At 67.2% G+C, this 26427-nt stretch carries 28 protein-coding genes; 14 read left to right on the top strand and 14 right to left on the bottom strand.

What is annotated here, in order from left to right:
* Window positions 1-1268, bottom strand: a 1268-nt coding sequence (locus AC3WTD_RS11670) for a DEAD/DEAH box helicase (protein WP_492613889.1), incomplete at its 3' end; no start/stop codon positions are given.
* A 134-nt stretch (window positions 1269-1402) separates the two neighbouring features.
* Window positions 1403-2119 carry an SAM-dependent methyltransferase gene (locus AC3WTD_RS11665; RefSeq protein ID WP_338109851.1) on the bottom strand — a complete coding sequence of 239 codons (717 nt, stop codon included), beginning with the start codon at window positions 2117-2119 and terminating at the stop codon, window positions 1403-1405.
* Window positions 2120-2283: 164 nt separating this feature from the next.
* Here AC3WTD_RS11665 and AC3WTD_RS11660 point away from each other — a divergent pair, with 164 nt between their 5' ends.
* Both AC3WTD_RS11660 and AC3WTD_RS11655 read left to right on the top strand, forming a co-directional pair.
* Window positions 2284-3516, top strand: a complete 1233-nt coding sequence (locus tag AC3WTD_RS11660; RefSeq protein WP_492613888.1) for an MFS transporter — start codon at window positions 2284-2286, stop codon at window positions 3514-3516.
* Between the two features lie 54 nt (window positions 3517-3570).
* Complete coding sequence (locus AC3WTD_RS11655; protein ID WP_027493498.1) at window positions 3571-4065, top strand: FKBP-type peptidyl-prolyl cis-trans isomerase; 495 nt, start codon at window positions 3571-3573, stop codon at window positions 4063-4065.
* A 176-nt stretch (window positions 4066-4241) separates the two neighbouring features.
* On the opposite strand, the gene AC3WTD_RS11650 is transcribed toward AC3WTD_RS11655, so the two are convergent.
* The 3 genes from AC3WTD_RS11650 to AC3WTD_RS11640 form a co-directional block, all read right to left on the bottom strand.
* Entirely contained in the window at window positions 4242-4763 is a 522-nt protein-coding gene (locus AC3WTD_RS11650) for a C40 family peptidase (RefSeq protein ID WP_492613887.1), read from the bottom strand.
* 256 nt (window positions 4764-5019) lie between these two features.
* Window positions 5020-5448, bottom strand: a complete 429-nt coding sequence (locus tag AC3WTD_RS11645; RefSeq protein WP_492613886.1) for a hypothetical protein — start codon at window positions 5446-5448, stop codon at window positions 5020-5022.
* An 86-nt stretch (window positions 5449-5534) separates the two neighbouring features.
* Window positions 5535-6884, bottom strand: coding sequence for a hypothetical protein (locus AC3WTD_RS11640; protein WP_492613885.1), 1350 nt, complete (start codon window positions 6882-6884; stop codon window positions 5535-5537).
* A gap of 110 nt (window positions 6885-6994) precedes the next feature.
* On the opposite strand from AC3WTD_RS11640, the gene hutG reads away from it, so the two are divergent.
* Entirely contained in the window at window positions 6995-7777 is a 783-nt protein-coding gene (gene hutG / locus AC3WTD_RS11635; protein ID WP_027492799.1) for an N-formylglutamate deformylase, read from the top strand.
* Window positions 7778-8311: 534 nt separating this feature from the next.
* Here hutG and AC3WTD_RS11630 read toward each other — a convergent pair.
* The 7 genes from AC3WTD_RS11630 to asnS all read right to left on the bottom strand — a co-directional run bounded on the left by AC3WTD_RS11630 (window position 8312) and on the right by asnS (window position 14368).
* Window positions 8312-8743: a RidA family protein gene (locus tag AC3WTD_RS11630; protein WP_027492798.1), complete on the bottom strand. Its 432-nt coding sequence runs from the start codon at window positions 8741-8743 to the stop codon at window positions 8312-8314.
* Window positions 8740-9405 carry a carbonate dehydratase gene (gene can, locus AC3WTD_RS11625; RefSeq protein WP_027492797.1) on the bottom strand — a complete coding sequence of 222 codons (666 nt, stop codon included), beginning with the start codon at window positions 9403-9405 and terminating at the stop codon, window positions 8740-8742. Before can ends, AC3WTD_RS11630 begins: the two co-directional genes overlap by 4 nt.
* 30 nt (window positions 9406-9435) lie before the next feature.
* On the bottom strand, window positions 9436-10923 hold the full coding sequence (locus AC3WTD_RS11620) for an aldehyde dehydrogenase (protein ID WP_027492796.1): 1488 nt from the start codon (window positions 10921-10923) through the stop codon (window positions 9436-9438).
* 87 nt (window positions 10924-11010) lie between these two features.
* Window positions 11011-11802 carry an SDR family oxidoreductase gene (locus AC3WTD_RS11615; protein WP_492613884.1) on the bottom strand — a complete coding sequence of 264 codons (792 nt, stop codon included), beginning with the start codon at window positions 11800-11802 and terminating at the stop codon, window positions 11011-11013.
* Window positions 11803-11817: 15 nt separating this feature from the next.
* Window positions 11818-12132: a hypothetical protein gene (locus AC3WTD_RS11610; RefSeq protein ID WP_492613883.1), complete on the bottom strand. Its 315-nt coding sequence runs from the start codon at window positions 12130-12132 to the stop codon at window positions 11818-11820.
* Complete coding sequence (locus tag AC3WTD_RS11605; RefSeq protein WP_492613882.1) at window positions 12129-12953, bottom strand: MalM family protein; 825 nt, start codon at window positions 12951-12953, stop codon at window positions 12129-12131. The genes AC3WTD_RS11610 and AC3WTD_RS11605 overlap by 4 nt, the downstream gene beginning before the upstream one ends.
* A 14-nt stretch (window positions 12954-12967) precedes the next feature.
* Window positions 12968-14368: an asparagine--tRNA ligase gene (asnS, locus tag AC3WTD_RS11600; RefSeq protein WP_492613881.1), complete on the bottom strand. Its 1401-nt coding sequence runs from the start codon at window positions 14366-14368 to the stop codon at window positions 12968-12970.
* Window positions 14369-14519: 151 nt separating this feature from the next.
* Between asnS and AC3WTD_RS11595 the strand changes: the two genes are divergently transcribed.
* From AC3WTD_RS11595 to radA, 6 genes are all read left to right on the top strand, one after another.
* A complete protein-coding gene (locus tag AC3WTD_RS11595; RefSeq protein WP_027492791.1) occupies window positions 14520-14846 on the top strand; it encodes a HesB/IscA family protein in 327 nt (108 codons plus the stop codon).
* Between the two features lie 284 nt (window positions 14847-15130).
* Window positions 15131-15553 (top strand): 30S ribosomal protein S6, encoded by a 423-nt coding sequence (gene rpsF, locus AC3WTD_RS11590; protein ID WP_027492790.1) that lies wholly within the window; start codon window positions 15131-15133, stop codon window positions 15551-15553.
* Between the two features lie 14 nt (window positions 15554-15567).
* Window positions 15568-15798, top strand: a complete 231-nt coding sequence (rpsR, locus tag AC3WTD_RS11585) for a 30S ribosomal protein S18 (RefSeq protein ID WP_008434437.1) — start codon at window positions 15568-15570, stop codon at window positions 15796-15798.
* A gap of 158 nt (window positions 15799-15956) precedes the next feature.
* Window positions 15957-16406, top strand: a complete 450-nt coding sequence (rplI, locus tag AC3WTD_RS11580; protein ID WP_492613880.1) for a 50S ribosomal protein L9 — start codon at window positions 15957-15959, stop codon at window positions 16404-16406.
* A gap of 299 nt (window positions 16407-16705) precedes the next feature.
* On the top strand, window positions 16706-18100 hold the full coding sequence (locus AC3WTD_RS11575) for a replicative DNA helicase (protein WP_027492788.1): 1395 nt from the start codon (window positions 16706-16708) through the stop codon (window positions 18098-18100).
* A 110-nt stretch (window positions 18101-18210) separates the two neighbouring features.
* On the top strand, window positions 18211-19596 hold the full coding sequence (gene radA, locus AC3WTD_RS11570) for a DNA repair protein RadA (protein WP_235642596.1): 1386 nt from the start codon (window positions 18211-18213) through the stop codon (window positions 19594-19596).
* A 32-nt stretch (window positions 19597-19628) separates the two neighbouring features.
* Here the strand turns inward: radA and AC3WTD_RS11565 are convergent, their stop codons facing one another.
* Window positions 19629-20429 carry a cytochrome C assembly family protein gene (locus AC3WTD_RS11565; RefSeq protein WP_027492786.1) on the bottom strand — a complete coding sequence of 267 codons (801 nt, stop codon included), beginning with the start codon at window positions 20427-20429 and terminating at the stop codon, window positions 19629-19631.
* Between the two features lie 96 nt (window positions 20430-20525).
* On the opposite strand from AC3WTD_RS11565, the gene ffh reads away from it, so the two are divergent.
* The 5 genes from ffh (at window position 20526) to rplS (ending at window position 24162) form a co-directional block, all read left to right on the top strand.
* A complete protein-coding gene (gene ffh / locus AC3WTD_RS11560; protein ID WP_492613879.1) occupies window positions 20526-21905 on the top strand; it encodes a signal recognition particle protein in 1380 nt (459 codons plus the stop codon).
* Window positions 21906-22158: 253 nt separating this feature from the next.
* Window positions 22159-22413, top strand: coding sequence for a 30S ribosomal protein S16 (rpsP, locus tag AC3WTD_RS11555; RefSeq protein WP_007510510.1), 255 nt, complete (start codon window positions 22159-22161; stop codon window positions 22411-22413).
* A gap of 2 nt (window positions 22414-22415) precedes the next feature.
* Window positions 22416-22931 (top strand): ribosome maturation factor RimM, encoded by a 516-nt coding sequence (gene rimM / locus AC3WTD_RS11550; RefSeq protein ID WP_027492784.1) that lies wholly within the window; start codon window positions 22416-22418, stop codon window positions 22929-22931.
* A 19-nt stretch (window positions 22932-22950) separates the two neighbouring features.
* Window positions 22951-23724, top strand: coding sequence for a tRNA (guanosine(37)-N1)-methyltransferase TrmD (trmD, locus tag AC3WTD_RS11545; RefSeq protein WP_027492783.1), 774 nt, complete (start codon window positions 22951-22953; stop codon window positions 23722-23724).
* A 45-nt stretch (window positions 23725-23769) separates the two neighbouring features.
* On the top strand, window positions 23770-24162 hold the full coding sequence (rplS, locus tag AC3WTD_RS11540; RefSeq protein ID WP_027492782.1) for a 50S ribosomal protein L19: 393 nt from the start codon (window positions 23770-23772) through the stop codon (window positions 24160-24162).
* Between the two features lie 98 nt (window positions 24163-24260).
* Here rplS and AC3WTD_RS11535 read toward each other — a convergent pair whose 3' ends face one another.
* Complete coding sequence (locus AC3WTD_RS11535; protein WP_027492781.1) at window positions 24261-26303, bottom strand: EAL domain-containing response regulator; 2043 nt, start codon at window positions 26301-26303, stop codon at window positions 24261-24263.
* Window positions 26304-26427 lie beyond the last annotated feature (124 nt).

Genomic DNA, 26427 nt, shown 5'->3' with positions numbered 1-26427 from the left:
CCGCAACCCTGCGGCGCGTGGCCGTTCGGCCCCGCCGCGCCGGCGGGCTTGCCCTGGCGCGGCGCACGCTGCTGCTGGCGCTGGCCGCCACCACCCTGCTTCGGGCGTGGCGCGCCGGCATCCAGCCGCAGCGGGGCCGACGGCTCGTAGCCGGCCACCGGGGTGATCGCGATGTCCTGCTTCAGCAGCTTGCGGATGTCGAACAGCAGGCCGCTTTCGTCGTGGCTGACCAGCGACAGCGCCAGGCCTTCCATGCCGGCACGGCCGGTGCGGCCGATGCGGTGCACGTAATCCTCGGCCACCGACGGCAGGTCGAAGTTGATCACGATCGGCAGCTGCTCGATGTCGATGCCGCGGGCGGCGATATCGGTGGCGACCAGCACGGTGACGCGGCCGGACTTGAAATCGGCGAGCGCACGGGTGCGCGCATTCTGGCTCTTGTTACCGTGGATCGCGGCAGCGCGCAGGCCGGAGGCGTTGAGGAAGGTGACCAGCTTGTCGGCGCCGTGCTTGGTGCGGCTGAACACCAGGGTCTGCCGACGACTGTCCTGCGACAGCACGTGCAGCAGCAGGTCGCGCTTGCGCGAGGCATCGACCGGGTGCACCTGGTGGCTGACCAGGGTGGTGACGGTGTTCGGCGCCGAGACCGAGATCTCGCGCGGGTTGTGCATGAAGTCCAGCGCCAGCGCCTTGATCGCCGGCGCAAAGGTGGCCGAGAACAGCAGGGTCTGACGCTTCTTCGGTACCGACTGCAGGATGCGCTTCAGCGCTGGCAGGAAGCCCATGTCGAGCATGCGGTCGGCTTCGTCCAGCACCAGCGTCTCTACCGCCGACAGATCCAGCGTGCGCTGCTGCAGGTGGTCGATCAGCCGGCCGGGGGTGGCGATGACCACGTCCACGCCGCGGCGCAGCGCATTGATCTGCGGGCCCATGCCGACGCCGCCGAAGATGGTGGTGGCGCTGACGTGGATGTGCTTGCCGTAGTCGCGCATGTTCTCGTGGATCTGCGCGGCCAACTCACGGGTGGGGGTGAGGATCAGCGCGCGCGGGCGGCGGGTCATGGTCTGGCCGCTGGTCGAGAGCTTCTGCAGCAGCGGCAGTGCGAACGCGGCGGTCTTGCCGGTACCGGTCTGCGCGGCGGCGAGCAGGTCGTGGCCTTCCAGCGCGGGCGGAATCGCCGCGGCCTGGATCGGGGTGGGCGTGGTGTAGCCGTAATCGGCGAGCGCACGCAGCAACGCGGGCGCAAGGCCCAGCGAATCGAAAGACATGGAACACTCCTGGGCAACCCGGAGTGTTCATACCGTGTTGCGTATCGAGGGAAAGGGGGCAGCCTGGGCCGCAGCAGTCAGAGTGATTGCGCCGCGCAGTATAGCGGGTATCGGAGGTGGCGTGTGCATGGGAGTCAAACTGATTTGGCAGGCCGGTCGCCACGGAGCGCGATAGCTCTCGGCGGAGCGCACGCCACGATCAGGTAGCTGTTGTATGGGGTTCGGCCGCGCAAGGGGCGGATGCCGACCTCCAGCCCGGCGTCCTCCAGCGGCCCGCGCAATTCGGCCGCTGTCGGATAATGCTGAGCACCGCCGGGGATCCAGCCCGAGGTGCGCAGAAAGAACTCTTCCACGCGGGTGGCGTGAAAGCGCCAATTCGGCTCGCGCAGCACACTGCGGATGACCAGGCAGCCGTCAGCGGTCAGGTGTTCGGTGGCGGCTTTCAGCAAGCTGCGTTGTCGCCGGGCGTCCAGGTAATGCAGCACGTCAAGCAGGGCGACGTGTCCGTGCACGGCGGGGAGTTCATTGGCGTCGGCGTGCTGCAGTTCCACCACGACATCGAGTCCACCGCGATGTGCCGCGCGCTGACCGGCAAGGATTTTTCGGTGATCGTGATCAAGCCCCACGTAGGACTGCGCGTTTCTCCCGGCATTCAAATACTGACCGAGCAGGCCGAGGCCACAACCGATGTCGAGCAACGGCAGAGGGGTGCGGGTAATGATGGCCGCCGTGGCGGCGTAGGCGGGGTCGACGCGGAGCTTCCAGCGCACATGGTTTCGCTGCAGCCAGCCGTCGTAGCGTCTGGCGATCAGCTCGCGAGCGGTGCGATCCATCTCAGCCACGTCTGTCATGGACGGCCTCCTGTCTGCGTCGTCGCACGTGAGCGCGTTGTCGATTCTGGCGAGGCTGCCGATGCAGCCACCCGATCGGTGGCCTTGTCGCCCGTGGGGCTGTGCGATGAGGCCCTGCCGGCGTTTACGATACGCCTTTATGCCATCTGTCCGGGAATGCTCCGATGTCGCTGCTCGCACCTTTGCATGAACTCGATTCGACCGAGAGGCATACGGTGCTGGCCGGCTTCCTGGGCTGGACGCTGGATGCATTCGATTACTTCCTGCTGACCTTCGTCATCGTCACGGTGGCGAGGGAGTTCCAGGTGGGCACCGCCGAGATCACCTACGCGCTGTTCCTGACCCTGGCGGCGCGACCGCTGGGCGCGCTGCTGTTCGGCCGGCTGGCCGACCGCTTCGGGCGGCGGCCGATTCTGATGCTCGACGTGGTCCTGTTTTCGCTGTTCGAGTTCGCCACGGCATTTGCCTCGTCGCTGACCGCCTTGCTGGTGCTGCGTTTCCTGTTCGGCGTGGCGATGGGTGGCGAGTGGGGCATCGGCGCGTCGCTGGTGATGGAGTCGATTCCGGCGAAGGCACGCGGCGTGGTGTCGGGCCTGTTGCAGAGCGGCTACCCGTGCGGCTTCTTTCTCGCCGCACTGACGAACTGGCTGCTGGTCGACCACATCGGCTGGCGCGGCCTGTTCGTGGTCGGCGCGATCCCGGCCTTGCTGGTGCTGTACATCCGCAGCAAGGTGCCGGAGTCGGCAGTCTGGCAGGAAGGCGCGCGGGCGGTGAAGCGGCCGGGTCTGCTGGAAGCCATGCGCGGGCACTGGAAGCTGGCGGTCTACCTGATGCTGCTGATGATGGCGTTCAACATGTTCAGCCATGGCTCGCAGGACATGTACCACACCTTCGAGGAGGTGAACCTGCACCTGCCTACCGGCTCGGCCACGGCCTTCGTGCTGGTGGCGCTGCTGAATTTCGGCGCGCTGGTAGGCGGCCTGTATTTCGGCGCGTTGTCGGAGCGGATCGGCCGGCGCCAGGCGATGATGATCGCCGCGCTGCTGGCGATACCGGTGATTCCGCTGTGGATGTACGGCGGCTCGCTGATCCTGCTGGGGCTGGGCGCGTTCCTGATCCAGGTGATGGTGCAGGGCGCCTGGGGCGTGGTGCCGACGCATCTGAACGAGCTGTCGCCGGCCGCGGTGCGCGGCACCTTGCCCGGGTTTGCCTACCAGATGGGCAACCTGCTGGCGGCGGTCACCGCCACCGCGCAGACCTGGCTGGCGCAGCGCCATGGCGGCGATTTCGCGTTCGCGATGTCGCTGTGGATGGTGCTGGTGGCGTTGTTGCTGGCGGCGTTGCTGTGGCTGGGGCCGGAGGCGCGCGGGGTGGGCTTCGGCCATCGCAGGTCCTAGCGCGGCCAGGCTACTGCTAGAATCCGCCGTTTGATCCCATCGACGAGACAGGCAATGAAGGCTGGCAAGGACAAGGTCATCGCGATCCACTACACACTGACGGTGGACGGTGAAAAGGTTGAGAGCTCGCACGACCGCGATGAGCAGCTGTGGATCCTGCTTGGTCACGGCCAGTTGATCGCGGGCCTGGAAACCGCACTGGATGGCCACGAGGCCGGCGAGACGCTGAGTGTGGACGTGGCGCCGGTCGACGCTTACGGCGAGCGCCAGGAAGGCCAGATCCAGCGCATGTCGAAGAAGTACTTCCCGCAGGCCAACCGGCTCAAGCCGGGCATGACCACCGTGCTGCAGCTGAAGCAGGGCGGCCAGCGCGCGGTGACTGTGCACAAGGTCGGCATGAGCGCGATCGACGTGGACCTGAACCACCCGATGGCGGGCAAGACCCTGCATTTCGACGTGGCCCTCGGCGAAGTGCGCGACGCCACCGAGGAAGAGCTCGCCCACGGCCACGCCCATGCGCCGGACAGTGCAGAGCACCCGCCTCAATAAAGCCTGAGCAATAACGGCGCCGTCGGGCGCCGTTATTCGTTTGCCCTCTCCCCCTCCGGGGGAGAGTTGGAGAGGGAAAGCACAAGATCACCTCAAACCCCCCACTGCCATGCCGCTTTTCAGGGAAGAGGATCGCCAGGCTAACCTTGATCCCGATAGTTCACCCGCCGGAACCCTCAATCCAGCACCCGCTTCCCATAGGCAAAATGCCCGCCCCAATACGGCCCGTCGATGTCGTCCAGCCGCACCGTGCCGCCGCTGTTCGGCGCGTGCACGAAGCGGCCCTTGCCGACGTACACGCCGACATGGCTGATCGCGCCGCCGATGTCGAAGAACACCAGGTCGCCACTGGCCAGCTGGGTCATCTGGCGCACCTTGCGGGCATCCATCGTGGCCATCTCGTGCGAGGTGCGCGGCAGCTGGATGTTGGCGGCGGTGCGGTAGATGTAGTCGACCAGTCCGCTGCAGTCGAAGCCGCCGGCGGGCGTGTTGCCGCCCCAGCGGTACGGTGTGCCGACCAGGCCGATCGCGCGGAACAGGATGTCGTTCGCCTCGCCGGCGCTGGCGGCCGAAGGCGCGCGCGGCGGCAGGCCGGCCAGTGCGGAGTGCGATGTTCCCGAGCCGGGTGGTCGCCGTTGCGGACCACTGGCGCACGCGGCCAGCAACAACACGGCCGCTAGCAGCAGTGCATGCCGCATGGCTCGATGCGTCGGCAACACGGCCGTTTCGGGAACGGAGGGGTTCTGCTGCATCAGACGACCTCGGGGTGCGACGCAGCGAGGTTATCAATTCGACAAATCACATGCAAATCAATTGATTCAATGTCTGTCTGAAGGGAAACCCTTAACCAGGGCCGCTGCTGACGGCCAGGTTGAAATAGCAGCTCATTGCCGCATCGCTGGCCGCCGCAGGGTGGGTCGCGTCAGGGCCTCGCGACCACGATGGCGCGCTCGTTCAAGGTCCGCCCATCGGCACCCACGCTGCGCAATCGGTAGGGCCGGGACGTGGGGCCTCGTTCACCATCACCAGGTGCCGGTTGCCGGCCAGCGTGGCGATGGCATCGACCGCGTCCACCGCCTGCCAGCGATCGGCTTGCGGGGCGGTCAATCCTTTTGGCAGTTCGTTGCGCAGCGGGAAATCGCGAACCGCCTCGCTGTAGAGCCCCAGTTCGTTTTCGCTGAAGGCCAGCATCTGCTGGGCGAGCAACTGGTCGTTGCCGGTCAACTGCGGCGTTGCCGCGATGAGGTATTCGTACCGGGCCAGTTCGCCGGTCAACGGCTGCAGCTCATCGAACAGGTTCGATGGCGCTCCCTTTTGCGCGGCGTGAGCACCGCTGCAAGCCATGGCAAGCGTCAGCAGGACCCATGTGGCGGCAGGATGCATGAGCTTTCCACCTGCAATGCGTTATGCGGGTCCGGACCGGGGTTCCACGATGCCACGCCAGGCAACGCCAGCGGCTTTCCGATGGCCTAGCGCTCGTTGACCGTGATGACCTGCTCAGCCAGGGTCCTGCCGCGAATATCCCAGGCGCGCAGTCGATAACGGCCAGGTCGTAGATACAGCTTGCTTGTCGTGTCGCCCTGCATGAAGGCGTAGCGGTCGGCAGCGATGGCGTCGTTGCCTTCATCGACGTAGTGCGCGTCGACGACACAGGGCGTGGTGACCCGGCACAGGGTGGTGCTGATGGTGTACGGGTGGCGTTCGTCGTGCAAAGTGAGCCACTCCGGTCGTTGCGTGTTGACGAAGTGCGCCAGCATGGGCTGGTTGCGGACCATGTCGTGCACGATCGTCGAAGGCTGGGTGTAACCGCTCTCGACGGCGCGCTGGCCGGCGGCGGGTGGCAGCAGCACGTTGATGTCGTATTGCTCCGGATGTGCGCTCCATGGCTTGCCGGTGCTGCGGTCGAGCAGCACGAGGGGGCCCTTGGAAGGGAAGTTCCCGACCAGTGCCGTGTAGGCGTCCGCTTCGCTGGGAATCTGCTCGCGGAACTGGGTCTGGTCGATCGACAGCGGTTCGATGCCAGTCAGCTGTTGCAGCTGCATGGCCATCGGTGCGGTGCTGCCCAGGCGCCCCTTGGCCTTGTCGATGTGTGCGTAGCCGGCATGGACGAACAGTCTGGCATCGGGGTTCCTGGCGAACACTTTCCGGTACAGGTTGTTGGCCTGCCCGGTCTCGCGCTCCTGCGTGCTGCGGCTGTCCACGTCGTAGGACACGACCTTGAAGCCCAGTCTGATCGCCGTGCGCACGATTTCGCCATACGAGGGTTCGTGCAGGTAGTCGCTGCCGCTGTCCGCGGTCGGATAGCCGCGGCCCATCAGGCTGGCGTCCTTGTCGAGCAACGCCTCGGCCGCGAAATGGTCGAAGCCGAGTGCGCGCAGGCGAGGCAGCAGGGCCAGCGTGAGCTGCCGGGTGTGGGCGTCATGGTGCGCCTCGTTGATCAGGACGATGCGGCGGTCGGCGGCCTGCCTGACGATGACGTCGGCGGCATCGGCGGCCTTCCACCGTGCCGCCGTGGGGATGGCGGTGTGCGCCGCCACGTGGCTCTTCAGCGGGAAGTCGCGCAATGCCTCGTTGTAGAGGCCTAGTTCGTTCTCGACCGAGGCGAGCATCTGCATCGCGAGCGGCCAGTCGGCGGCGGAAAGTTCCTGCGCCGTCTTGATCAGGTAAACGTAACGGGCCAGGTCGTTGGGTTGCTGCCTCAGCCCGTGGAACATCTCGACCGCCGCAGGGCTGAAGCTCTGCGCCCGCGCCGGTGGGATCAGTGACGCGCTCAGGCAGAGCGCGACGGGAATCCATCGGAGCAGTACCCTGGCCGGCATCTTCGACCCCCGTGGACGATTCGGAGCTAGCGTGCCTGCGTATGCTTCCGCAGGCAAGCGCGTCCCGGCCAGGCGCAGGGACGCGGCGGGGGACTGGGTACAATGCCGCGATGACTACCGCCTTCACTCTGCAGCGCGGCCATGCGCCGCTGCTGATCAGCCTGCCGCACGATGGCAGTTTCGTCCCCGGCGATATCGCGGTGCGGATGCGTCCGGCGGCCCGGCGCGCCCCGGACACCGACTGGCATGTCGGCCGGCTGTACGAGCCGCTGGCGCAGGCGCTTGGCGCCAGCGTGCTGAAACCGGTGGCATCGCGCTACGTGGTCGACCTGAATCGCCCCGCCGATGGCCACGCGCTGTATCCAGGCCAGCGCGAGACCGGCCTGATTCCGCTGCTCGGTTTCGATGGTGAACCGTTGTATCTGGAAGGCGAGGAGCCCGATGACGCCGAAATTCAACGGCGCGTGAATGACGGCTGGCGACCCTACCACCAGGCGATTGCGCAGGAACTTGCGCGGCTGCGCGCCGAGCATGGCCGGGTGGTGCTGTGGGAGGGGCATTCGATCCGCAGCCGGGTACCCATGCTGTTCGACGGGCGACTGCCGGATTTCAATCTCGGCACGGCGGGGGGAGCGAGTTGCACTCCCGCGCTGCAGGCCCGGCTGCAGTCTTGCCTGACGTCGCAGTCGCGCTTCGATTTTGCCGTCAACGGCCGCTTCAAGGGCGGCTACATCACGCGCCACTACGGCACGCCGGCGAACGGCGTGCAGGCGGTGCAGCTGGAGCTGGCCCAGCTCAATTACATGGACGAGCAGAGCTTCGCCTACGACGAGGCGAAAGCGCCGGCGGTGCAGGAGCTGATCGGCCGCCTGCTGCAGCTCTGCCTGGCTTGAGCGCAAGTAATTGCGGCCACGATCGGCTGCGGTGAAAGTCAAGCCGCCGCGTGCCCGTTGCGCGGGCAATCGCGGCGCTCATTCAGCGCTCGTACGCCATGGTCGTCGCATCGTCGGTTTCGTCGCGCCGCCCGAGGTGCCGGGTTCCGGCCGGGTCCGCGATTCCTCCAACGTCCGAGGCTCGACATCATGATGCGTAAACTTCTGACCGCTGCCCTAGTCGTGGCAGGTGTTGTGCTTTCCGGTTCCGTGTTCGCCCAGGCGACCCCGGCCCCGCAAGCGACCACTCCGGCGGCGCAAACAGAGCCGGCCACTCCTGCTCCGGCCACGACTGAGAACACCGCGCCGAAAACGGCCACGCACCACAAGTCGCACCACAAGTCCCGTCATCACAAGAGCCACCAGGCGGCCGCCGGTGCCGAGCCGGCGCCGGCATCGACGGCGGGTTGATGCCGTCGTAGTGGATCGGAACCCCGCCGGCACCGTCCGGCGGGGTTTTTCATGCGTGGCCGGTTCGCGCGCCGTTCGCGGGGTTCAGTGCGACGACACCGGCAAGGCGGCGATGCACTTCAGCTCGATCGCGATCGGCGTGGGCAGCGCGGCGATGCCCACCGTGGTGCGGCAGGCATCGACACCGGCGAAGTGTTCCGCGTAGAGGCGGTTGTAGGCGGCGAAGTCGCGCTGCATGTCGGTGAGGAACACAGTGACGTCGAGCAGGTCCTCCCAGCATGCGCCGCTGGCCTCCAGCACGGCGCGCACGTTGGCGAACACCTGCCGGCACTGCGCCTCGATGTCGTAGTCGGTCAGCCGACCATCCGCGTCGTGCACGTTGCCGGGGATCGCGTTGCTGCCAGGCTGGCGCGGGCCGACGCCGGAGAGGAACAGCAGGTTGCCGACGCGCCGTGCGTGCGGATAGGCGCCGACCGGCGCGGGGGCAGTGTCGGCGCGGATGCTGCCGCTGCTCACGCTGCGCCTTCCCAGCGACGGGTGAGCTGGGTCATCGCCTGGTGGTAGGCCTCGGGCAATTGCTCGCGGCTGCGTACGTCCAGGCCCAGGTCGTGGATGTGGCCATCGTCCAGCCCGTAGATCCATGCGTGCACTGCCAGCTGCTGGCCGCGCTCCCACGCCTCGCGCACCACCGTGGTGTGGCACACATTAAGCGCCTGTTCCAGCGCGTTCAGTTCGCACAGGCGGGCATGACGTATCGCGAACGACTGTGCCGGATCGAGTTTGTCGGCGTGCTTCATGGCGATGTCGGTGATGTGCCTGAGCCAGTTGTCGATCAGGCCCAGACGGCTTTCCTTCAGCACCGCGCCGACGCCGCCGCAACCGTAGTGGCCGACCACCAGGATGTGTTTCACGTGCAGCACGTCGACCGCGAACTGGATGGTGCTGAGCGCGTTGAGGTCGGTGTGCACCACCACGTTGGCGACGTTGCGGTGCACGAAGATCTCGCCCGGCGGCAGGTCGACGATCTGGGTGGCCGGCACGCGCGAGTCCGAGCAGCCGATCCACAGGTAGCGCGGCGCCTGCTGCTGCGAGAGCTGCTCGAAAAAGGTCGGATCCTGCGCGGTGACCTGGGCGGCCCAGCGGCGGTTGTTGGCAAGCAGGTCTTTCAGTGAATTCATCAGGGCTCCATGGGTTCGCGCCTGTGTGTTCTAGCGCTGCGGCGGGGTCGCCTCGTAGGCAAGGCAGATGTTCTTCGGTTCGGTGAAAAAGTGCAGCGCTTCATTGCCGCCCTCGCGGCCGAGCCCGGATTGCTTGACTCCGCCGAACGGCGTGCGCAGGTCGCGCAGCAGCCAGCAGTTGATCCAGACGATGCCGAATTCGAGCCGGGCGGCGAGCCGGTGGGCGCGCGCGAGGTCCTGCGTCCACAGCGAGGCGGCCAGCCCGTAGCGGCTGTCGTTGGCGATCGCCAGCGCCTCGGCTTCGTCCTCGAACGGAATCAGGCTGACCACCGGGCCGAAGATTTCCTGCTGGTTGGTCGGGGCCGCCGAGGGCAGGCCGTCGATCACCGTCGGCGCGATGAACCAGCCGCCGGCACAGCGGCCGGGCAGGGTGAGTGCGCCGCCGCCGCAGAGTACGCGGCCGCCTTCGGCACGGGCCTGCTCGATGCAGCCGAGCACCTTGTCGTGGTGCGCTTGCGAGACCATCGCGCCGAGGTCGCTGGCGGCGTCATCCGGGTCGCCCACACGCAGCGCCTGCACGCGCGCCAGGTAGCGTTCGCGGAACGCCCCGTAGATCGAGCGCTGTACCAGCAGACGCGAGCCGCACAGGCAGATCTCGCCCTGGTTGGCGAAACCCGAGCGCACGATGGTGTCGAGGTTGGCGTCGGACAGCTCGGCGTCGGCGAACACGATCGCCGGGTTCTTGCCGCCCATCTCCAGCGACACCTTCTTGAACTGCGTCGCCGCGATGGCGGCGATCCGCGCGCCGGTGGCAGTGCTGCCGGTGAAGGAGACCGCCTTGACCTCGGGGTGCTCGACGATCGCCTGGCCCACAGCAGGCCCGCGGCCCTGCACGATGTTCAGCACGCCGGGCGGAAAGCCGGCCTCGATGCTCAGCTCGCCGAGCAGCGCGGCAGTGCAGGGCGTTACTTCCGACGGCTTGGCCACCACCGTGTTGCCGGCAGCCAGCGCGGGGGCGATCTTCCAGGTGAACAGGTACAGCGGCAGGTTCCACGGGCTGATGCAGCCGACCACGCCGAGCGGCTGGCGCAAGGTGTAGTTGATCGCGCCGATGCCGCCGGAGCCGGCCTCCATCGCGTGCGATTCGCTGCCCCAGCCGACGATCGCGGCGGCGAAATAACGCAGGTTGCTGACCGCGCGCGGGATGTCGAGCCGGCGCGCGAGCTCCAGCGGCTTGCCGCTGTCGCGCGATTCCAGTGCGGCGAATTCCTGCAGCCGCGCCTCGACCAGGTCGGCCAGCCGGTTCAGGTATTGCGCGCGCTGCTCGATCGGCGTGCCGGCCCATCCCGGCGCGGCGCGGCGGGCGGCATCCACCGCGGCAGCGACATCCGCCGCCGTCGAATCGGGGCATTGCATGAAGACCTGGCCGGTCGCCGGCTCGTGCACGTCGAGCCAGGCATCGACGCGGGGCGCTTGCGGGCGACCATCGATCAGATTGGCTAGGCGCGGGGTGGACATCGCGACAAGCTTAGGACCAGCGTGCCGCAATTGCACCGGACGCTGGCGTATGCGCGAGCGGGAAGCGGGTCGGCAGCAGACGTCCGCTCAGCTCAACGCGCGGGTGCGGCCACCGTCCACCGCGATGCTGACGCCATTGACGTAGGCGGCGGCGGGCGTGCACAGGAAGGCGATCACCGCGGCCACTTCGCCGGCTTCACCGAAACGGCGGGCCGGCACCGAGGCCAGCATGCTCTGGGCGATGGTGTCCTCGTCGCATCCGCTGGCCGCGGCCTGCGCGGCGAGCAGGCTGTCCAGACGCTGGGTGCGGATGTAGCCGGGCAGCACGTTGTTGACGGTGATGCCGTCGGAGGCCAGTTCGGCGGACAGGGTCTTGGCCCAGCCGGCGACGGCGGCGCGCACGGTGTTGGACACGCCCAGCCCGGCGATCGGTTCCTTCACCGAGGTGGAGATCACGTTGACGATGCGGCCGTAGCCGCTCGCGCGCATGCCGGGCAGCAGCGCCTGCAGCAGCACCTGGCCGGCCAGCAGATGCTGGCGGAACGCGGTCTCGAAGGCGGCCAGGTCCGCGCTGTATGCCGGGCCGCCCGGAGGGCCGCCGCTGTTGTTGATCAGGATGTGCACCGGGGTGCGGGCAGCAAGGTCGGTGGCGGTGGCTTGCAGGCCGGCCGTGTCCAGCATGTCGACGCCGCACCAGTCGTGCCGCTGCCCGGTGCGTGTCTGCGGCAGGCTCTCGGCGGCGGCCTTGAGCCGATCGCCCGAGCGCGCCAGCAGGGTGACGCTGGCGCCGAGTTCGGCCAGCTCGATCGCGCTGGCGCGACCAATGCCTTGCGAGGCGCCGCAGACCAGCGCGTGACGTCCACCCAGATCCAGTTGCATGTCCGTCGGCTCCTTTCAGTGCACCCACAGCCGCATGGTCAGCGCGGCGAGCCAGCACAACCAGCCCAGCCATTGGCTGTAGCGCCACACCAGGCGCCAGCGGTTGATCGTGGCGTCGCCCAGCGCCGGCAGGGCCGGCGAGCGCAGTACCTGCTGCATGTTGGCCCAGACACGGAACCCGGAGAACCGGCCCTGCGCGGCCGTGGCGATGACCTGCCAGTGTTGCGGGTAGCGCGTGCGCAGCAGCGCGGCGGCACGGAACGGCGCCACGTACGACAACACGAACAGGCCGACGCCGCTCGCCAGCAGGGCGAGATAGAGGACGATCATGGCGAAGGACTATGGCCGTTCTTGCCGCCGCTGCCGTTGCTCCAGGGCAGCGGCAACGCGGTGCGCAGGGTGTTGAGCACGCCTTCCCCCTTCGCGGCCTTCTTGCAGATCGCGTTGTCGAGCGCCTTCTCGTAGGTCTTGTTCATCATGCCGACCCACAGGGTGCCGTCAGGCCCGTGCGGGATGCTGAAGCTGCCGGTGGAATTCATCTGCAACGAGGCGGCGCTGGAGCTGGAGAACGACGCCGGCGACTGTTCCCAGTAGGTCTTGCCCGACTGCTGCTCGGCCGAGCTGTAGACCAGCAGGTAGCGTGCCTTGGCGCTGTCGATGCTCAGGCTGCCGAAGGCGCCGGTGGTCTCGTCGCCCCAGCCCATGTGTTCGCACAGCCCGATGTCCTCGGCGCGGATCGGCTGGAACCCCTCGTCCAGCAGTACCACGGTCGGCGCGAACAGGTAGCTGGCATGCAGCCAGCGGCCGTTCAACTCCGATTTCATGGCGACCCGGTACGGCAATTTCGCCTCGGTGGGCAGGCGGAAGGCGAGGAAGTAGCTCTGCGTGCCGTTGAGGTTCGCCACCATGCTGCCGCTGCCCAGCACGAACTTCTGCGGCTGCCACGGCAGCATGCTGCGATAGGAGAAGTCGGCGAAGTTGCTGCAGCACGGGCTGGCCTGCAGCAGCTGCAGTTGGGCCAGCTTCAGTGCATCGCCGGTGTTTTCCGACGGCGGGCGCAGGTTCGGCGGCAGCAGGACCTTGGCGTTGTGGCAGCCGCTCAGTAGGACGGCGAGGGCCAGTGCGGCGGCGGCGGGGAGTCGGATCGGCATGGGCAAGGGTGTGCTCAGAATTCGGCGGTCCCGGCGGCTCGGGGGTAGGGGATGGCATCGCGGATGTTGGACAGCCCGCAGATGTAGACCAGCAGGCGCTCGAAGCCGAGGCCGAAGCCGGCATGCGGCACCGTGCCGTAACGGCGCAGGTCGCGGTACCAGCCATAGGCCGCGGGGTCGAGGCCGAACTGCACCATGCGGCGGTCGAGGTAGTCCAGCCGCTCCTCGCGCTGGCTGCCGCCGATGATCTCGCCGATGCCCGGAGCCAGCACGTCCATCGCCGCGACGGTCTTCTCGTCATCGTTCAGACGCATGTAGAACGCCTTGATCGCCTCGGGGTAGTTCATGACGACCACCGGGCGGCCGATATGTTTCTCGGCGAGGTAGCGCTCGTGTTCGGTCTGCAGGTCGATGCCCCAGGCCACCGGGTATTCGAACTTCTGCCCCGACTTCTGCAGGATCGCGATGGCGTCGGTGTAGTCGATGCGCTCGAACGGCTTGGCGATGAACGCCTCCATCCGGGTGATGGCATCGCTCTGCACGCGTTCGGCGAAGAACGCCATGTCGTCCGGGCGCTCCTCCAGCACGGCCTTGAAGATCGCCTTGAGGAACGCCTCGGCGCAGTCCGCGTCGGCGGCGAGGTCGGCGAAGGCGATCTCCGGCTCGACCATCCAGAACTCGGCCAGGTGGCGCGGCGTGTTGGAGTTCTCGGCACGGAAGGTGGGGCCGAACGTGTAGACCTTGCTCATCGCCAGGCAATACGCCTCGACGTTGAGCTGGCCGGATACGGTGAGGAACGCCTCGCGGCCGAAGAAATCCTTGCGGAAGTCGATCTTGCCCTTGTCGTCGCGCGGCAGGTTGGCCAGGTCCAGCGTGGACAGGCGGAACATGTCGCCGGCGCCCTCGGCGTCGGAGGTGGTGATGATCGGCGTGTTGATCCAGAAGAAGCCCTGTTCGGTGAGGTGGCGGTGGATCGCCGTCATCATGGTGTGGCGCACGCGGGTCACCGCGCCGAACAGGTTGGTGCGCGGGCGCAGGTGGGCCACCTCGCGCAGGAATTCCATGGTGTGCTGCTTGGGCTGGATCGGGTAGGTTTCCGGATCGTCGACGAAGCCGGTGACCTGCACGCTGTCGGCCTGCAGCTCGAACGCCTGGCCTTTACCCTGCGACCGCACCAGGGTGCCGGAGACGATCACGCCGGCGCCGGCGGTGAGGTGCTTCACCTCGGACTCGTAGTTGGCCAGGGTGGCCGGCACCACCGCCTGGATCGGGTCGAAGCAGGAGCCGTCGGTGACGTTGACGAAGGAGAGGCCAGCCTTGGAGTCGCGGCGGGTGCGCACCCAGCCGCGCACCGTCACCGTGCTGCCGGCATCGAGCTTGCCGGAAAGAGCCTGCTTCACACTGACCACGGCCATCGCTTGAAACTCCTGCTGGTGCGCCGCCTGCCGGCACGCAATGATGATGAACGGCGCGCGCGGCGAAGCCGCAAGGCCAAGCCGGCATGATAATGTAGCTGTCGCCCGCGCTGCGACTTTCCGGGCCATCTGCCGAGGTCGATCCATCGTCATGAGCATCACCATCACTCCCGCCGCCAACGAACGCATGCGTCACTTCCTGGCCGGTACGCCGACGGCGGCCGGCGTGCGCTTCGGCGTCCGGCGCAGCGGCTGCTCCGGCTTCGCCTACGTGGTGGACCTGGCCGACGTGGTCGGCGCGAGCGACCGGCTGGTCGAGGTGGACGGGCTGCCGTTGATCGTCGACAACAAGAGCCTGGCGCTGGTGGACGGCACGGTGATCGACTTCCAGCGGCAGGGCCTCAACGCCAGCTTCGTGTTCCACAACCCCAACGCCACCGGCGAATGCGGCTGCGGCGAGAGTTTCACGGTGGGTTGAACGGGGTGGTCCTTGTGTGCTCATCCCTGAGCGCGAAGGTCAAAAAGCGGCCATCCGAGGCCGTACCTTTCAAGTCCCGTGCGATCCTCCGTGGACGCATGAGCCGGAAGGGAGGCATCCATGGAGCCCTCTTCAGATTCAGCCACTTGCGCCGCATTCCGCGTTCCACGTAGAATTCCGCTTCTGTCCGCGTCCCAACCGGCGCCGGCAGGACACTTGCCTCACCGCACCGGCGGGAGGCTGCAAGGCCGCTTTTGGCCGCATCCACAAGGAGTCAAACCACGATGACCCTGCGTCATTACGAAGTCGTGTTCATGGTCCATCCGGACCAGAGCGAGCAGGTCCCCGCGATGCTCGAGCGCTACAAGGCGCTGATCGAGACCGATGGCGGCAAGATCCACCGCCTGGAAGACTGGGGCCGCCGCCAGCTGGCCTACCCGATCGTCAACCTGGCCAAGGCGCACTACGTGCTGCTCAACATCGAAGTGAGCCAGCATGCGCTGAACGAGCTGGAGTCGGGTTTCCGCTTCAACGACGCCGTGTTGCGCCACCTGGTGATCCGTCGCGACGAGGCCGACACCGAGCCGTCCTTCATCCTGAAGTCGAAGGAAAAGGACGACGCCAAGTCCACCCGTCGTCGCGACGACGAGGGTGACGGCGAGGGCCGCGGCCGTGACCGCGAAAACGATCGCGACAGCGACGACTGATCAGGAGCACACTCATGTCCAAGTTTTTCCGCCGCCGCAAGTTCTGCCGCTTTACTGCCGAAAACGTGAAGGAGATCGACTACAAGGATCTCAACACCCTGCGCCAGTACGTCACCGAGAACGGCAAGATCGTGCCGAGCCGCATCACCGGCACCAAGGCCCGCTACCAGCGTCAGCTGGCCACCGCGATCAAGCGCGCGCGCTTCCTCTCGCTGCTGCCGTACACCGACAACCACGACGTCTGATGACGTCCGGGATTCGGGATTGGGGATTCGGAATTCGGTAGAAGCGGCGACTCGCCGCATCGCGCCTTTCCGAATCCCGTCTCCCGAATCTCCGCCCTTCGGACAACCGTCCTCTGGCTGCGTCGGGCCACACCGGCGCTAACGAACAGGAAAGCATCATGGAACTCATTCTTCTGCAGAAAGTCCGCAACCTGGGCAACCTCGGCGACAAGGTCGTGGTGAAGCCGGGCTACGGCCGCAACTACCTGCTGCCGCAGGGCAAGGCCGTGCGCGTCAATGCCGCCAACCTGGCCGCGTTCGAGCAGCGTCGCGCCGAATACGAGGCGAAGGCCAACACCATGCTGGCCAATGCCGAGTCGCGCAAGGCCAGGCTGGCCGAGGTCGCGGTGACCATCGCCGCGCACTCCAGCGCCGAAGGCAAGCTGTTCGGCTCGGTCGGCCCGCGTGACATCGCCGAGGCGCTGGTCGCCGCCGGCCACGAAGTCCACAAGAACGAAGTGATCCTGGGCGAAGGCCCGCTGCGCAACGTCGGCGAGTACGACGTGGTGGTGAACCTGCACGCCGACGTGCAGACCACGGTCAAGGTGATCGTGGTCGGCGACAAGTAAGCCGTACGCCATCCGCGCGATGGGACCAACGGGCGCCGCGAGGCGCCTGTTTGTTTTTGGAGGGCCGAGATTCGGGATTGGGGATTGGGGATTCGTTGAAAGCTGATGCCGCAGGTTTGCGCGGGAGTCGCTTGTCCGAATCCCGAATCCCGCATTTATCCCCAGCTGTCCCCAACATATCCACAGGGTTGTTGTATCGAAAGTTGAGACGCCGCCGCGCATCATGGTGTCCGTGGGGTTACCCGCGACCTGTCGGCGCATGGCGCGCCGCTCGTGGGGCCATTCCCAGAGGTAAGTCGATGTCCTTCGTGCCCGAACGCAAACCCTCGTCGCCCGCCATCGAGGCGCTGCGGGTGCCGCCGCATTCCATCGATGCCGAGCAGGCGGTGCTGGGCGGCCTGATGCTGGCGCCGGACGCGCTGGACAAGGTAGCCGACCGCCTCGGTGAGGACGATTTCTACCGCAAGGACCACCGGCTGATCTGGCGCGCGATCAACGAGCTGGCGAACAAGGGCATGCCGTGCGACGCGGTGACCCTGGGCGACTGGTTCGAGAGCAACGGCCTGGCCGAGATGGTCGGCGGCGCCGGCTACCTGATCGAGCTGGCCAACAGCACGCCCAGCGCGGCCAACATCGCCGCCTACGCGGAGATCGTGCGCGAGAAATCGGTGCTGCGCCAGCTGATCGATGCCGGTACCTCGATCACCGAGGACGGCTACCGGCCCGAGGGCAAGAGCGTGCACGAGGTGCTGGAAAGCGCCGAGCAGCGCGTGTTCCATATCGCCGAATCCGGCGCACGCGGCAAGAAGGATTCGGTCTCGATGCGCGAGGCGGTGAAGGACGCGTTCCGCCTGCTCACCGAGCGCTACGAGAACCGCGGCCAGCTCACCGGCGTGAGCACCGGTTTCACCGACCTGGACAAGCTCACTTCCGGCTTGCAGCCATCGGACCTGATCATCGTCGCGGCGCGCCCCTCGATGGGCAAGACCGCCTTCGCGCTGAACATCGCCGAGGCCGCCGCGCTGGGCGGCAAGAAGGCGGTGGTGGTGTTCTCGATGGAAATGTCCTCCTCGCAGCTGGCGTTCCGCCTGATCTCCTCGGTCGGCCGCATCCACCAGCAACACCTGCGCAACGGCACTCTCGAAGAAGAGGATTGGCCGCGTGTCTCCAACGCCATCGCGCTGTTGTCCGAGGCGAAGATCTTCATCGACGACACGCCCAGCCTGTCGCCGGTGGAACTGCGTTCGCGCGCGCGCCGGCTGCACCGCGAGCACGGCGGGCTGGGCCTGATCGTGATCGACTACCTGCAGTTGATGCAGGTGCCCGGCAACAAGGAGAACCGCGCCACCGAAATATCGGAAATCTCGCGTTCGCTGAAGGGGTTGGCCAAGGAACTGAACGTGCCGGTGATCGCCCTGTCGCAGTTGAACCGCTCGCTGGAACAGCGCGCCGACAAGCGCCCGATGATGTCGGACCTGCGCGAATCCGGCGCGATCGAGCAGGACGCCGACGTGATCATGTTCATCTACCGCGACGAGTACTACAACAAGGAATCGCCCGACAAGGGCATCGCCGAGATCATCATCGGCAAGCAGCGCAATGGCCCCACCGATACCTGCAAGCTGACCTTCCTTGGCCACTACACCCAGTTCGTGAACTACGCGTCGGACTCGTTCGTCGGCTCGTTCGACTGAGCGCAAGGAAACCACGCGGCGAAAACGGACAGCTTTTCGCGCCGATGCGTCTCGCCGTCTGCGATGATCGCGTGCCAAGCTCGCCTCTACGTATTCAGCCGGGAATCCGCATGGCCAAGGCCAAGACCGCCTATGTCTGCACCGATTGCGGTGCCGAGCATCCGAAGTGGCAGGGCGCGTGCGCCGAGTGCGGCGCGTGGAACACGCTCAGCGAGATCGTGCTGGCGCCGGCGTCGGCGGCGAAGCCGTCGGTGGGCGCGCAGCGTTCCAGTTACGCCGGCGCCGCCGCGGGCGCGCCGCGTATCACGCCGCTGACCGCGGTGGCGCTGACCACCGAGGCCCGCACGCTGACCGGCATCGGTGAGCTGGACCGCGTGCTCGGCGGCGGTCTGGTGCAGGGCTCGGTGGTGCTGATCGGCGGCGATCCCGGCATCGGCAAGTCGACCCTGCTGCTGCAGATGCTGGGCACGCTGGGCGGGCAACTGCCCAGCGTCTACGTCACCGGCGAGGAGTCGCTGGCCCAGGTGGCGGCGCGGGCGCAGCGCCTGGGCCTGCCGCTGGAGCCGCTGCAGGCGCTGGCCGAGACCTGCATCGAACGCATCCTCGAACAGGCGGCGGCGACGCGGCCGCGGGTGCTGGTGGTCGACTCGATCCAGACCATCTGGACCGAACTGCTCACCGCCGCGCCCGGCTCGGTGTCGCAGGTACGCGAGTCGGCGGCCAAGCTCACCCGCTACGCCAAGGAAACCGGCACCAGCGTGTTCCTGGTCGGCCACGTCACCAAGGAAGGCGGCATCGCCGGTCCGCGCGTGCTGGAGCACATGGTCGACGCGGTGCTGTATTTCGAGGGCGAATCCGGTTCGCGCTTCCGCGTGCTGCGCGCATTCAAGAACCGCTTCGGCGCGGTCAACGAGCTGGGCGTGTTTGCGATGGGCGACAAGGGCCTGCGCGAGGTGCCGAACCCGTCGGCGATCTTCCTGTCCACGCACGCGGGCCCCACGCCGGGCAGCGCGGTGATGGTCACCCGCGAAGGCACCCGGCCGCTGCTGGTGGAGGTGCAGGCGCTGGTGGACCAGAGCTCGCTGGGCAACCCGCGCCGGGTCACCCTGGGCCTGGAACAGAACCGGCTGGCGATGCTGCTGGCGGTGCTGCACCGGCACGGTGGCGTGGCGGCCTACGACCAGGACGTGTTCGTCAACGTGGTCGGCGGCATCCGCGTGCAGGAGACGGCGGCCGACCTGCCGGTGCTGCTGGCGGTGCTGTCCAGCTTGCGCGACCGGCCGCTGCCGGAGCACACCATCGCCTTCGGCGAAGTCGGCCTGTCCGGCGAGATCCGCCCGGTGCCGAACGGCGAGGAGCGCTTGAAGGAGGCCGCCCACCACGGTTTCCGCCGCGCCATCGTGCCGAAGGCGAACGCACCGAAGAAAGGGCGCGTGGGCGAGATGGAAGTGGTCGGGGTGGAGCGGCTGGGCGAGGCGATCGACGCCTGCCGCTGAGAGGCCCGCCGACTGACGGCCGGCGGGCGTGCTCAGGGCACCGTGCGGTGCAGGATCAGCTCCAGCACGAATTTCGAGCCGAAGAATGCCAGCACCAGCACCGCCATGCCGATCAGGGTCAGGTTGACCGCGCGGGTGCCGCGCCAGCCATGCCGCCAGCGGCCGTACAGCAGCACGCCGAACACCAGCCAGGCGCCGATCGACAGCACGGTCTTGTGCGCCAGGTGCTGGCCGAACAGGTTGTCGACGAACAGCACGCCGGTGAGCAGGGTCAGCGTGAGCAGCACGAAGCCGGCGCTGATCAGACGGAACAGCAGGGTTTCGGTCAGCGTCAGCGGCGGCAGCGCTCGCAGCCAGCGGCCGAGCTGGCGATGGCGCAGGGCGCGCTCCTGCAGCGCCAGCATGATCGCCAGCACGGCGGCGATCGACAGCACGCCGAACGCGAGCAGCGCCACCGTCACGTGCAGCTTGATCTGCCAGTCCATTGGCTGCGGCAGGGTGGGCGGCGCCAGGAAGCTGTCCAGCGCGAGCAGCGCGGCGGTCAGCGGAAACACGATCACGCCGAGCGCGGCGACCGGGCGCGAGACGTTCACCAGCAGGGTCAGCGCCGAGACGACGAATGCGACCAGCGACAGCGCGGCGAAGAAGTGCAGGTCCAGCGCGCCGCGATGCATGCCGAGCAGGATGCCGGCGTGGATCAGCACCGCGGCGCCGGCCAGTGCCAGCGCCAGCCGGTTCAGCGGCTGGCCGCCGCCCAGCAGCGGGCGCGCCAGCCCGGCGGCGGCAGCGAGGTAGAGCGCGATGGCGAACAGGGCCAGAACGTGGATGGTCATTGCCGGGCAGTGTCGCACAGGGTCGTGCCGGCTTGCATGCGGAGTGGGGCGATCCGTCCGCTATAATCGGCTGCTTTCCCGTTTGCCGGTCCCGTCATGTTCGAGTCGCTCAGCCAACGCCTTGCCACCACCGTCAACCGCCTGCGCGGCCGCGGCCGGCTGACCGAAGAGAACATCCGCGAAGCCCTGCGTGAGGTGCGCATTGCGCTGCTGGAAGCCGACGTGGCGCTGCCGGTGGTGCAGGCGCTGATCCAGCGGATCAAGGTGCGCGCGGTCGGCCAGGACGTGATCAAGAGCCTGTCGCCGGGCCAGGCGCTGATCAAGGTGGTCAGCGACGAGCTGACCGTGGTGATGGGTACCGCCAACACCGAACTGAACCTGGCCCAGCAGCCGCCGGCGGTGGTGCTGATGGCGGGCCTGCAGGGCGCCGGCAAGACCACTACGGTGGCCAAGCTGGCGCGGCTGCTGACCGAGCGCAAGAAGAAAAAGGTGATGGTGGTGAGCTGCGACGTCTACCGTCCGGCCGCGATCGAGCAGCTGCGCACGCTGGCCGAGCAGGTCGGGGTGAAGTTCTTCCCGTCCGCGACGGGCCAGGATCCGGTGCAGATCGCGAAGGACGCCATCGCCGCCGCGCGGCGCGAGGTGGTCGACGTGCTGCTGGTCGACACCGCCGGCCGCCTGCACGTGGACGAGACGATGATGGCCGAGATCAAGGCGCTGCATGCCGCGATCACGCCGATCGAAACCCTGTTCGTGGTCGACTCGATGACCGGCCAGGACGCCGCCAACACCGCCAAGGCATTCAACGAGGCGCTGCCGCTGACCGGCGTGATCCTCACCAAGACCGACGGCGATGCCCGCGGCGGCGCGGCACTGTCGGTGCGCTACGTCACCGGCAAGCCGATCAAGTTCCTCGGCGCCGGCGAGAAGACCGACGCACTGGAGCCGTTCCATCCGGACCGGCTGGCCCAGCGCATCCTCGGCATGGGCGACGTGCTGAGCCTGGTCGAGGAGGTCGAGCGCAAGGTCGACCAGGACAAGGCGCAGAAGCTGGCCCAGAAGGTGATGAAGGGCAAGCGCTTCGACCTGAACGACATGAGGGACCAACTGGAGCAGATGGGCAACATGGGCGGCCTGGCCGGCCTGATGGACAAGCTGCCGGGCGTGTCCAGCCTGCCGGACAGCGTCAAGTCCAAGGTCAACGACGGCGAGATGAGGCGAATGATCGCGATCATCGGCTCGATGACGAAGAAGGAACGTCGCCACCCGGATCTGCTGAACGGCTCGCGCCGCGCGCGCGTGGCGCGTGGTTCGGGTACCCAGCCGGCCGACGTCAACCGCCTGCTGAAGCAGTACATGCAGATGGAAAAGATGATGTCCAAGCTGTCCAAGGGTGGCAGCAAGGGCCTGCTGCGGCAGATGCGCGGCGCCATGAAGGGCATGGGCGGCATGGGTGGGCTGCCGCCGCTGCGCTGAGGAACCCCTACCCGAAGCCGACCGTCATTCCCGCGAGGCGCTTTTCAACGGCCGAAGGGCCGGTCAAGCGGGAACCCATTTTGACTTTTGCGGCCAGAGCAAGATGGATTCCCGCTCTCGCGGGAATGATTCCGGTGCGGGGCTGTCATGTCGCGAAAGCCTTCCCTTTTCCCGAAAATCCGCTAAAATGCCCCGTTTCCCGCGCACGACTCTCGTGCGCCTGCCGCTGATTCGGCAATTCTGGAGTTCTACCATGGTCAAGATTCGTCTTTCGCGCGGTGGCGCCAAGGGCCGTCCGTTCTACCACGTCGTCGTGACCGACCAGCGCAACAAGCGCGACGGCCGCAATATCGAGAACGTGGGCTTCTACAACCCGGTCGCGGCGGGCAAGGACAAGCGCCTTGAGCTGAACGTCGCGCGCGTGCAGGAGTGGGTCGGCAAGGGCGCCCAGCTGACCGACAAGGTCGCCGCCCTGGTCAAGGAAGCCGGCAAGCAGCAGGCTGCCTGAGTATGACTGCAGCCGGTCGGCGCGTCCTGATCGGGCGCATCGTCGGACTGTATGGCGTGCAGGGCTGGCTCAAGATCGAATCCTGGGCCGAGCCGCGCATGCGGATCTTCGACTACCAGCCGTGGCTGCTCGGTGCAGCGCCCGGCACGGAGACGCAGGTCAGCGAAGTGAAGGGTCGCACGCAGGGCAAGGGGCTGGTGGCCCATCTGCCTGGGGTGGACGACCGGGAGCAGGCAGCGGCGCTGGTCGGTACCGACATCCATGTCGCCCGCGAGCAGCTGCCGCCTCCTGCGGAAGGCGAGTATTACTGGGTCGATCTCGAGGGACTTGAGGTCGTCACCACGGAAGGCGTGAAGCTGGGGCGGGTCAGTCACCTGTTCGCCACCGGCGCCAATGACGTGGTGGTGGTGAGGGACGGCGAGCGCGAGCGGCTGGTTCCCTTCGTCCAGGGTTCGTATGTGCGTTCGGTGGATCTGTCCGCAGGGCGCATGGTGGTGGACTGGGATCCCGAATTCTGAAAGCTGGAGTTTGAGGCCCATGCGCATCGATGTCGTCAGCCTGTTTCCCGACTTCGTGCGCCAGTGCGCCGCGGTTGGTGTGGTGGGACGCGCGCAGCAGCGCGAGCTGCTGCAGGTGGAAACCTGGAACCCGCGCGACTACGCCACCGACCGGCACCGCAGCGTGGACAGCAGCTCGTACGGCGGCGGTCCCGGGATGGTGATGATGATCGAGCCGTTGCGCACGACCCTGGCGGCCATGCGTGCGGCGGCACCGGAACCGGTGCATCTGGTTTATCTCAGTCCGCAGGGAGCGCGGCTGACGCAGGGCAGGGTGGAAGCGCTGGCGAAAATGCCGCGCGTCGCCTTGCTCTGCGGGCGTTACGAAGGTGTGGACGAGCGTCTGCTGGCGCACGAGGTCGACGAGGAGCTTTCCATCGGCGATTATGTGCTGTCCGGCGGCGAGCTCGCCGCCGCGGTGGTCATCGACGCGGTGGGGCGCTTGCAGGATGGCGCGTTGAACGATGCGCAGTCGGCCGAGCAGGATTCATTCTCGGATGGCCTGCTGGATTGTCCGCACTATGCAAAACCGGTGCACGATGCGCTGGGTTCCGTGCCGGAGGTGCTGCTGTCCGGCGACCATGCGGCAATTGCCCGCTGGCGCCTGAAGCAGTCGCTGGGACGGACCTGGTTGCGGCGGCCCGACTTGTTGTCACAGCGGGGGCTGGATGCGCCATCCCGGGCCCTGCTGGATGAATTCCGCCGTGAACACGCCTCGCGAAGGCCGACACGGCAAGACGATGCGACCGGTTGACGGTCGCAGCCATTGATATCGCAAACGTGAACCGACAGGTGCGCCATGAACAAGATCATTGAACAGTTCGAATCCGAGCAGATCACCCGCCAGCTGCCGGAATTCAACCCCGGCGACACCGTGGTGGTCAACGTCAAGGTGAAGGAAGGCAACCGCGAGCGCGTGCAGGCGTTCGAGGGCATCGTCATCGCCCGGCGCAGCCGCGGCCTGCATTCGGCCTTCACCGTGCGCAAGATCTCGCATGGCACCGGCGTGGAGCGCGTGTTCCAGGCGCACAGCCCGGCCATCGACTCGGTGACGGTGAAGCGCCGGGGCAAGGTGCGCGGCGCCAAGCTGTACTACCTGCGTGGTCTGGAAGGCAAGGCTGCTCGCATCAAGGAAGACGTCGCCGCCGCTGCCGCCGCCAAGGCCAACGCGAAGGCTGCTGCTGCCGAGTAATTCGCCCGGCGATCGCCGTGGCATGAAAAACCCGCGGAGCGATCCGCGGGTTTTTTCGTGCTTCCGGGGCGGCTGGCGGCGCGCTTTGCCGCAGGCCGTCACTCCAGGCGTTGCGGCTGCTGCAGGAAATTGCCCTGCACGAAATCCACGCCGCAGGCGAACAGCAGCGAGGTGCTGGTGGCGTCCTCGACCCATTCGGCGATGGTCAGGCGCTTCAGCTCGTGGGCCTGCTGGCAGATCTCGGTCACCTTCTTCTGGCTTTCCGGGTGCTGCGGCAGGTCGGCCATGTAGCTGCGGTCGATCTTCAGGTAGTCCGCGTCGATGTGGTTGAGCAACTGGAACGAGTTCAGGCCCGAGCCGAACTGCTCCAGCGCGAAGCGGCCGCCCACTTTCTTCCAGCCGTTGACGAACTCCTGGGCCGGGCGCAGCAAGGTCATCACCTTGCTCTCGGTCATCTCCAGCACCAGTTGGCCGCGCTTCAACCCGGCCCGCTTGAGCCGATCGCCCAGCCACGCCAGCAACTTGTCGTCCTGCAGCGAGGCGGCGGTGAGCTTGATGAAGAACGTGGTCTGCTGGCCCAGGCCCTCGCGCGCCTGCAGCGCCCTGATGGCCTGGTCGAGCACCCAGCGGTCGATCGCGCCGGTAAGCCCGTGCTTCTCGGCGATCGGCATGAAGAAGCCGGGCAGCACCTCGCCCTGCGGGCCGTTCATGCGCAGCAGGATCTCCGAATAGTCACCCTCGGCGTCTTGCAGGCTGATGGTCTGCTGATGATAGAGCACCAGGCCTTCCCCGGTGAGCGCCTTGCGCAGCAGTTCCAGCCAGTAGCGCTCGCGTTCCTCGTCGGCCTTTTCGCGCGCGGCCGGGTCATGCAGCTCCACCTGGCTGCCGCCCAGGCTCTGCGCGGTGCGCAGGGCCTGGCTGGCCTGGTTGAGCAGCAGTTCGGCGTTGGCGTTCTTTTCGCCCAGCAGGCTGCCGCCGATGCTGGCGGTGACCGTGATCGAGCGCGAGCCGGCGTCGAAAATCTCGTTGCTGACGCTGTGTTGCAGCCTGGCGATCCACTCCTTGATCGCCTCGTCCGGACGCGCATCGAGCACCACGCCCAGGGTGTGCTCGGCGAGCATGCCGGCGACATCATCGGCGCCGAGCAGCATGCGGATGCGGTCGGCGAAGCCGGCCAGCAACTCGTCGGCCTTGCCCAGGCCGATGCCGCCCACCAGCGAGGCCCAGTTGTCCGGCTCGACCAGCAGCAGCGACTGGCCCTTCTTGCCCTTCGCCGCGGCGGTCACGGCATCATCGATGGATTCCAGCATGCGGGCGCGATTGAACAGGCCGGTGACCGGGTCGCGCTGCAGCTGCTCCAGCACCGTCTGGTCGACCAGTTGCCGGCGGAACACGATCTGCAGGCAGGACTCGCCCTCGAAGGTGGCCGGCGCGAACTCCACCGTGGCGTCGAACTGGCTGCCGTCGGCGCGGCGCGCATGCAGGGTGAGCTGGGATGGTGTCTTCTCCTGCCGCGCGTGTCCGCGCAGCAGGGTCTTGAACTCGTCGGCATGGGTCGAGTCGATCATGTCCAGCACCGGCAAGCCGAGCAGGTCGTCGAAGCTGTCGTAGCCGAAGGTTTCCAGGTAGGCCTGGTTGGCGCGCACGTGCATGCCCTCGTGCACGTAGGCGATCGCGTCGGTGGAGGAGTCGAGCAGCGCGTCGCAGCGCCGCTCCGATTCGCGCAGGGCGGTTTCCAGGCGGCGGACCTGGCGGCGCGTCTGCAGCGAGTCAAACTCGCGCTGCAGCACCGCGATCAGCTGCTTCGGCTGGCTGCGCGAGGCGACGCCGCGGGCACCGTGCACGAACAGATCCGCCACGATCTGGTTGTCGATCGTGTTGACCAGTCCCAACAGCGAATAATCGCGGCCGTAGGCATCGAGCACCTTGACCGCCTCTTCCAGGGTGATGCCGGTGATCGCCGGGTCGAACATCACCACGTCCGGTTCCAGCTCGTTCACCGCGGCCTGCATCTGCTCGACGTTGGTGGCGCGGGCTGGCCGCACGGCAATGCCGGTGTTGCGCAGCAGGCTGATGATCTGCTCGGCCTCCTCCAGCGAGCTTTCGACGAAGAGGATCTTGATGACGAAATCTTTTTTCATGGGGCGTGACGCTGTCCGTTGTTCATCGCGGGCGGTGCTGGACGGTCGGCGCATTTGGCCGCAGTGACCGTTTGTAACGGATTCCGCCAGCAGCCGCCAGCGGGAAAATCATGCGACGGGCGCC

This window comes from Rhodanobacter sp. FW106-PBR-R2A-1-15, from assembly GCF_058789735.1.
The sequence above is the reverse complement of the archived record's forward strand: the minus strand, read 5'-3'. Positions and strand labels throughout refer to the sequence as shown.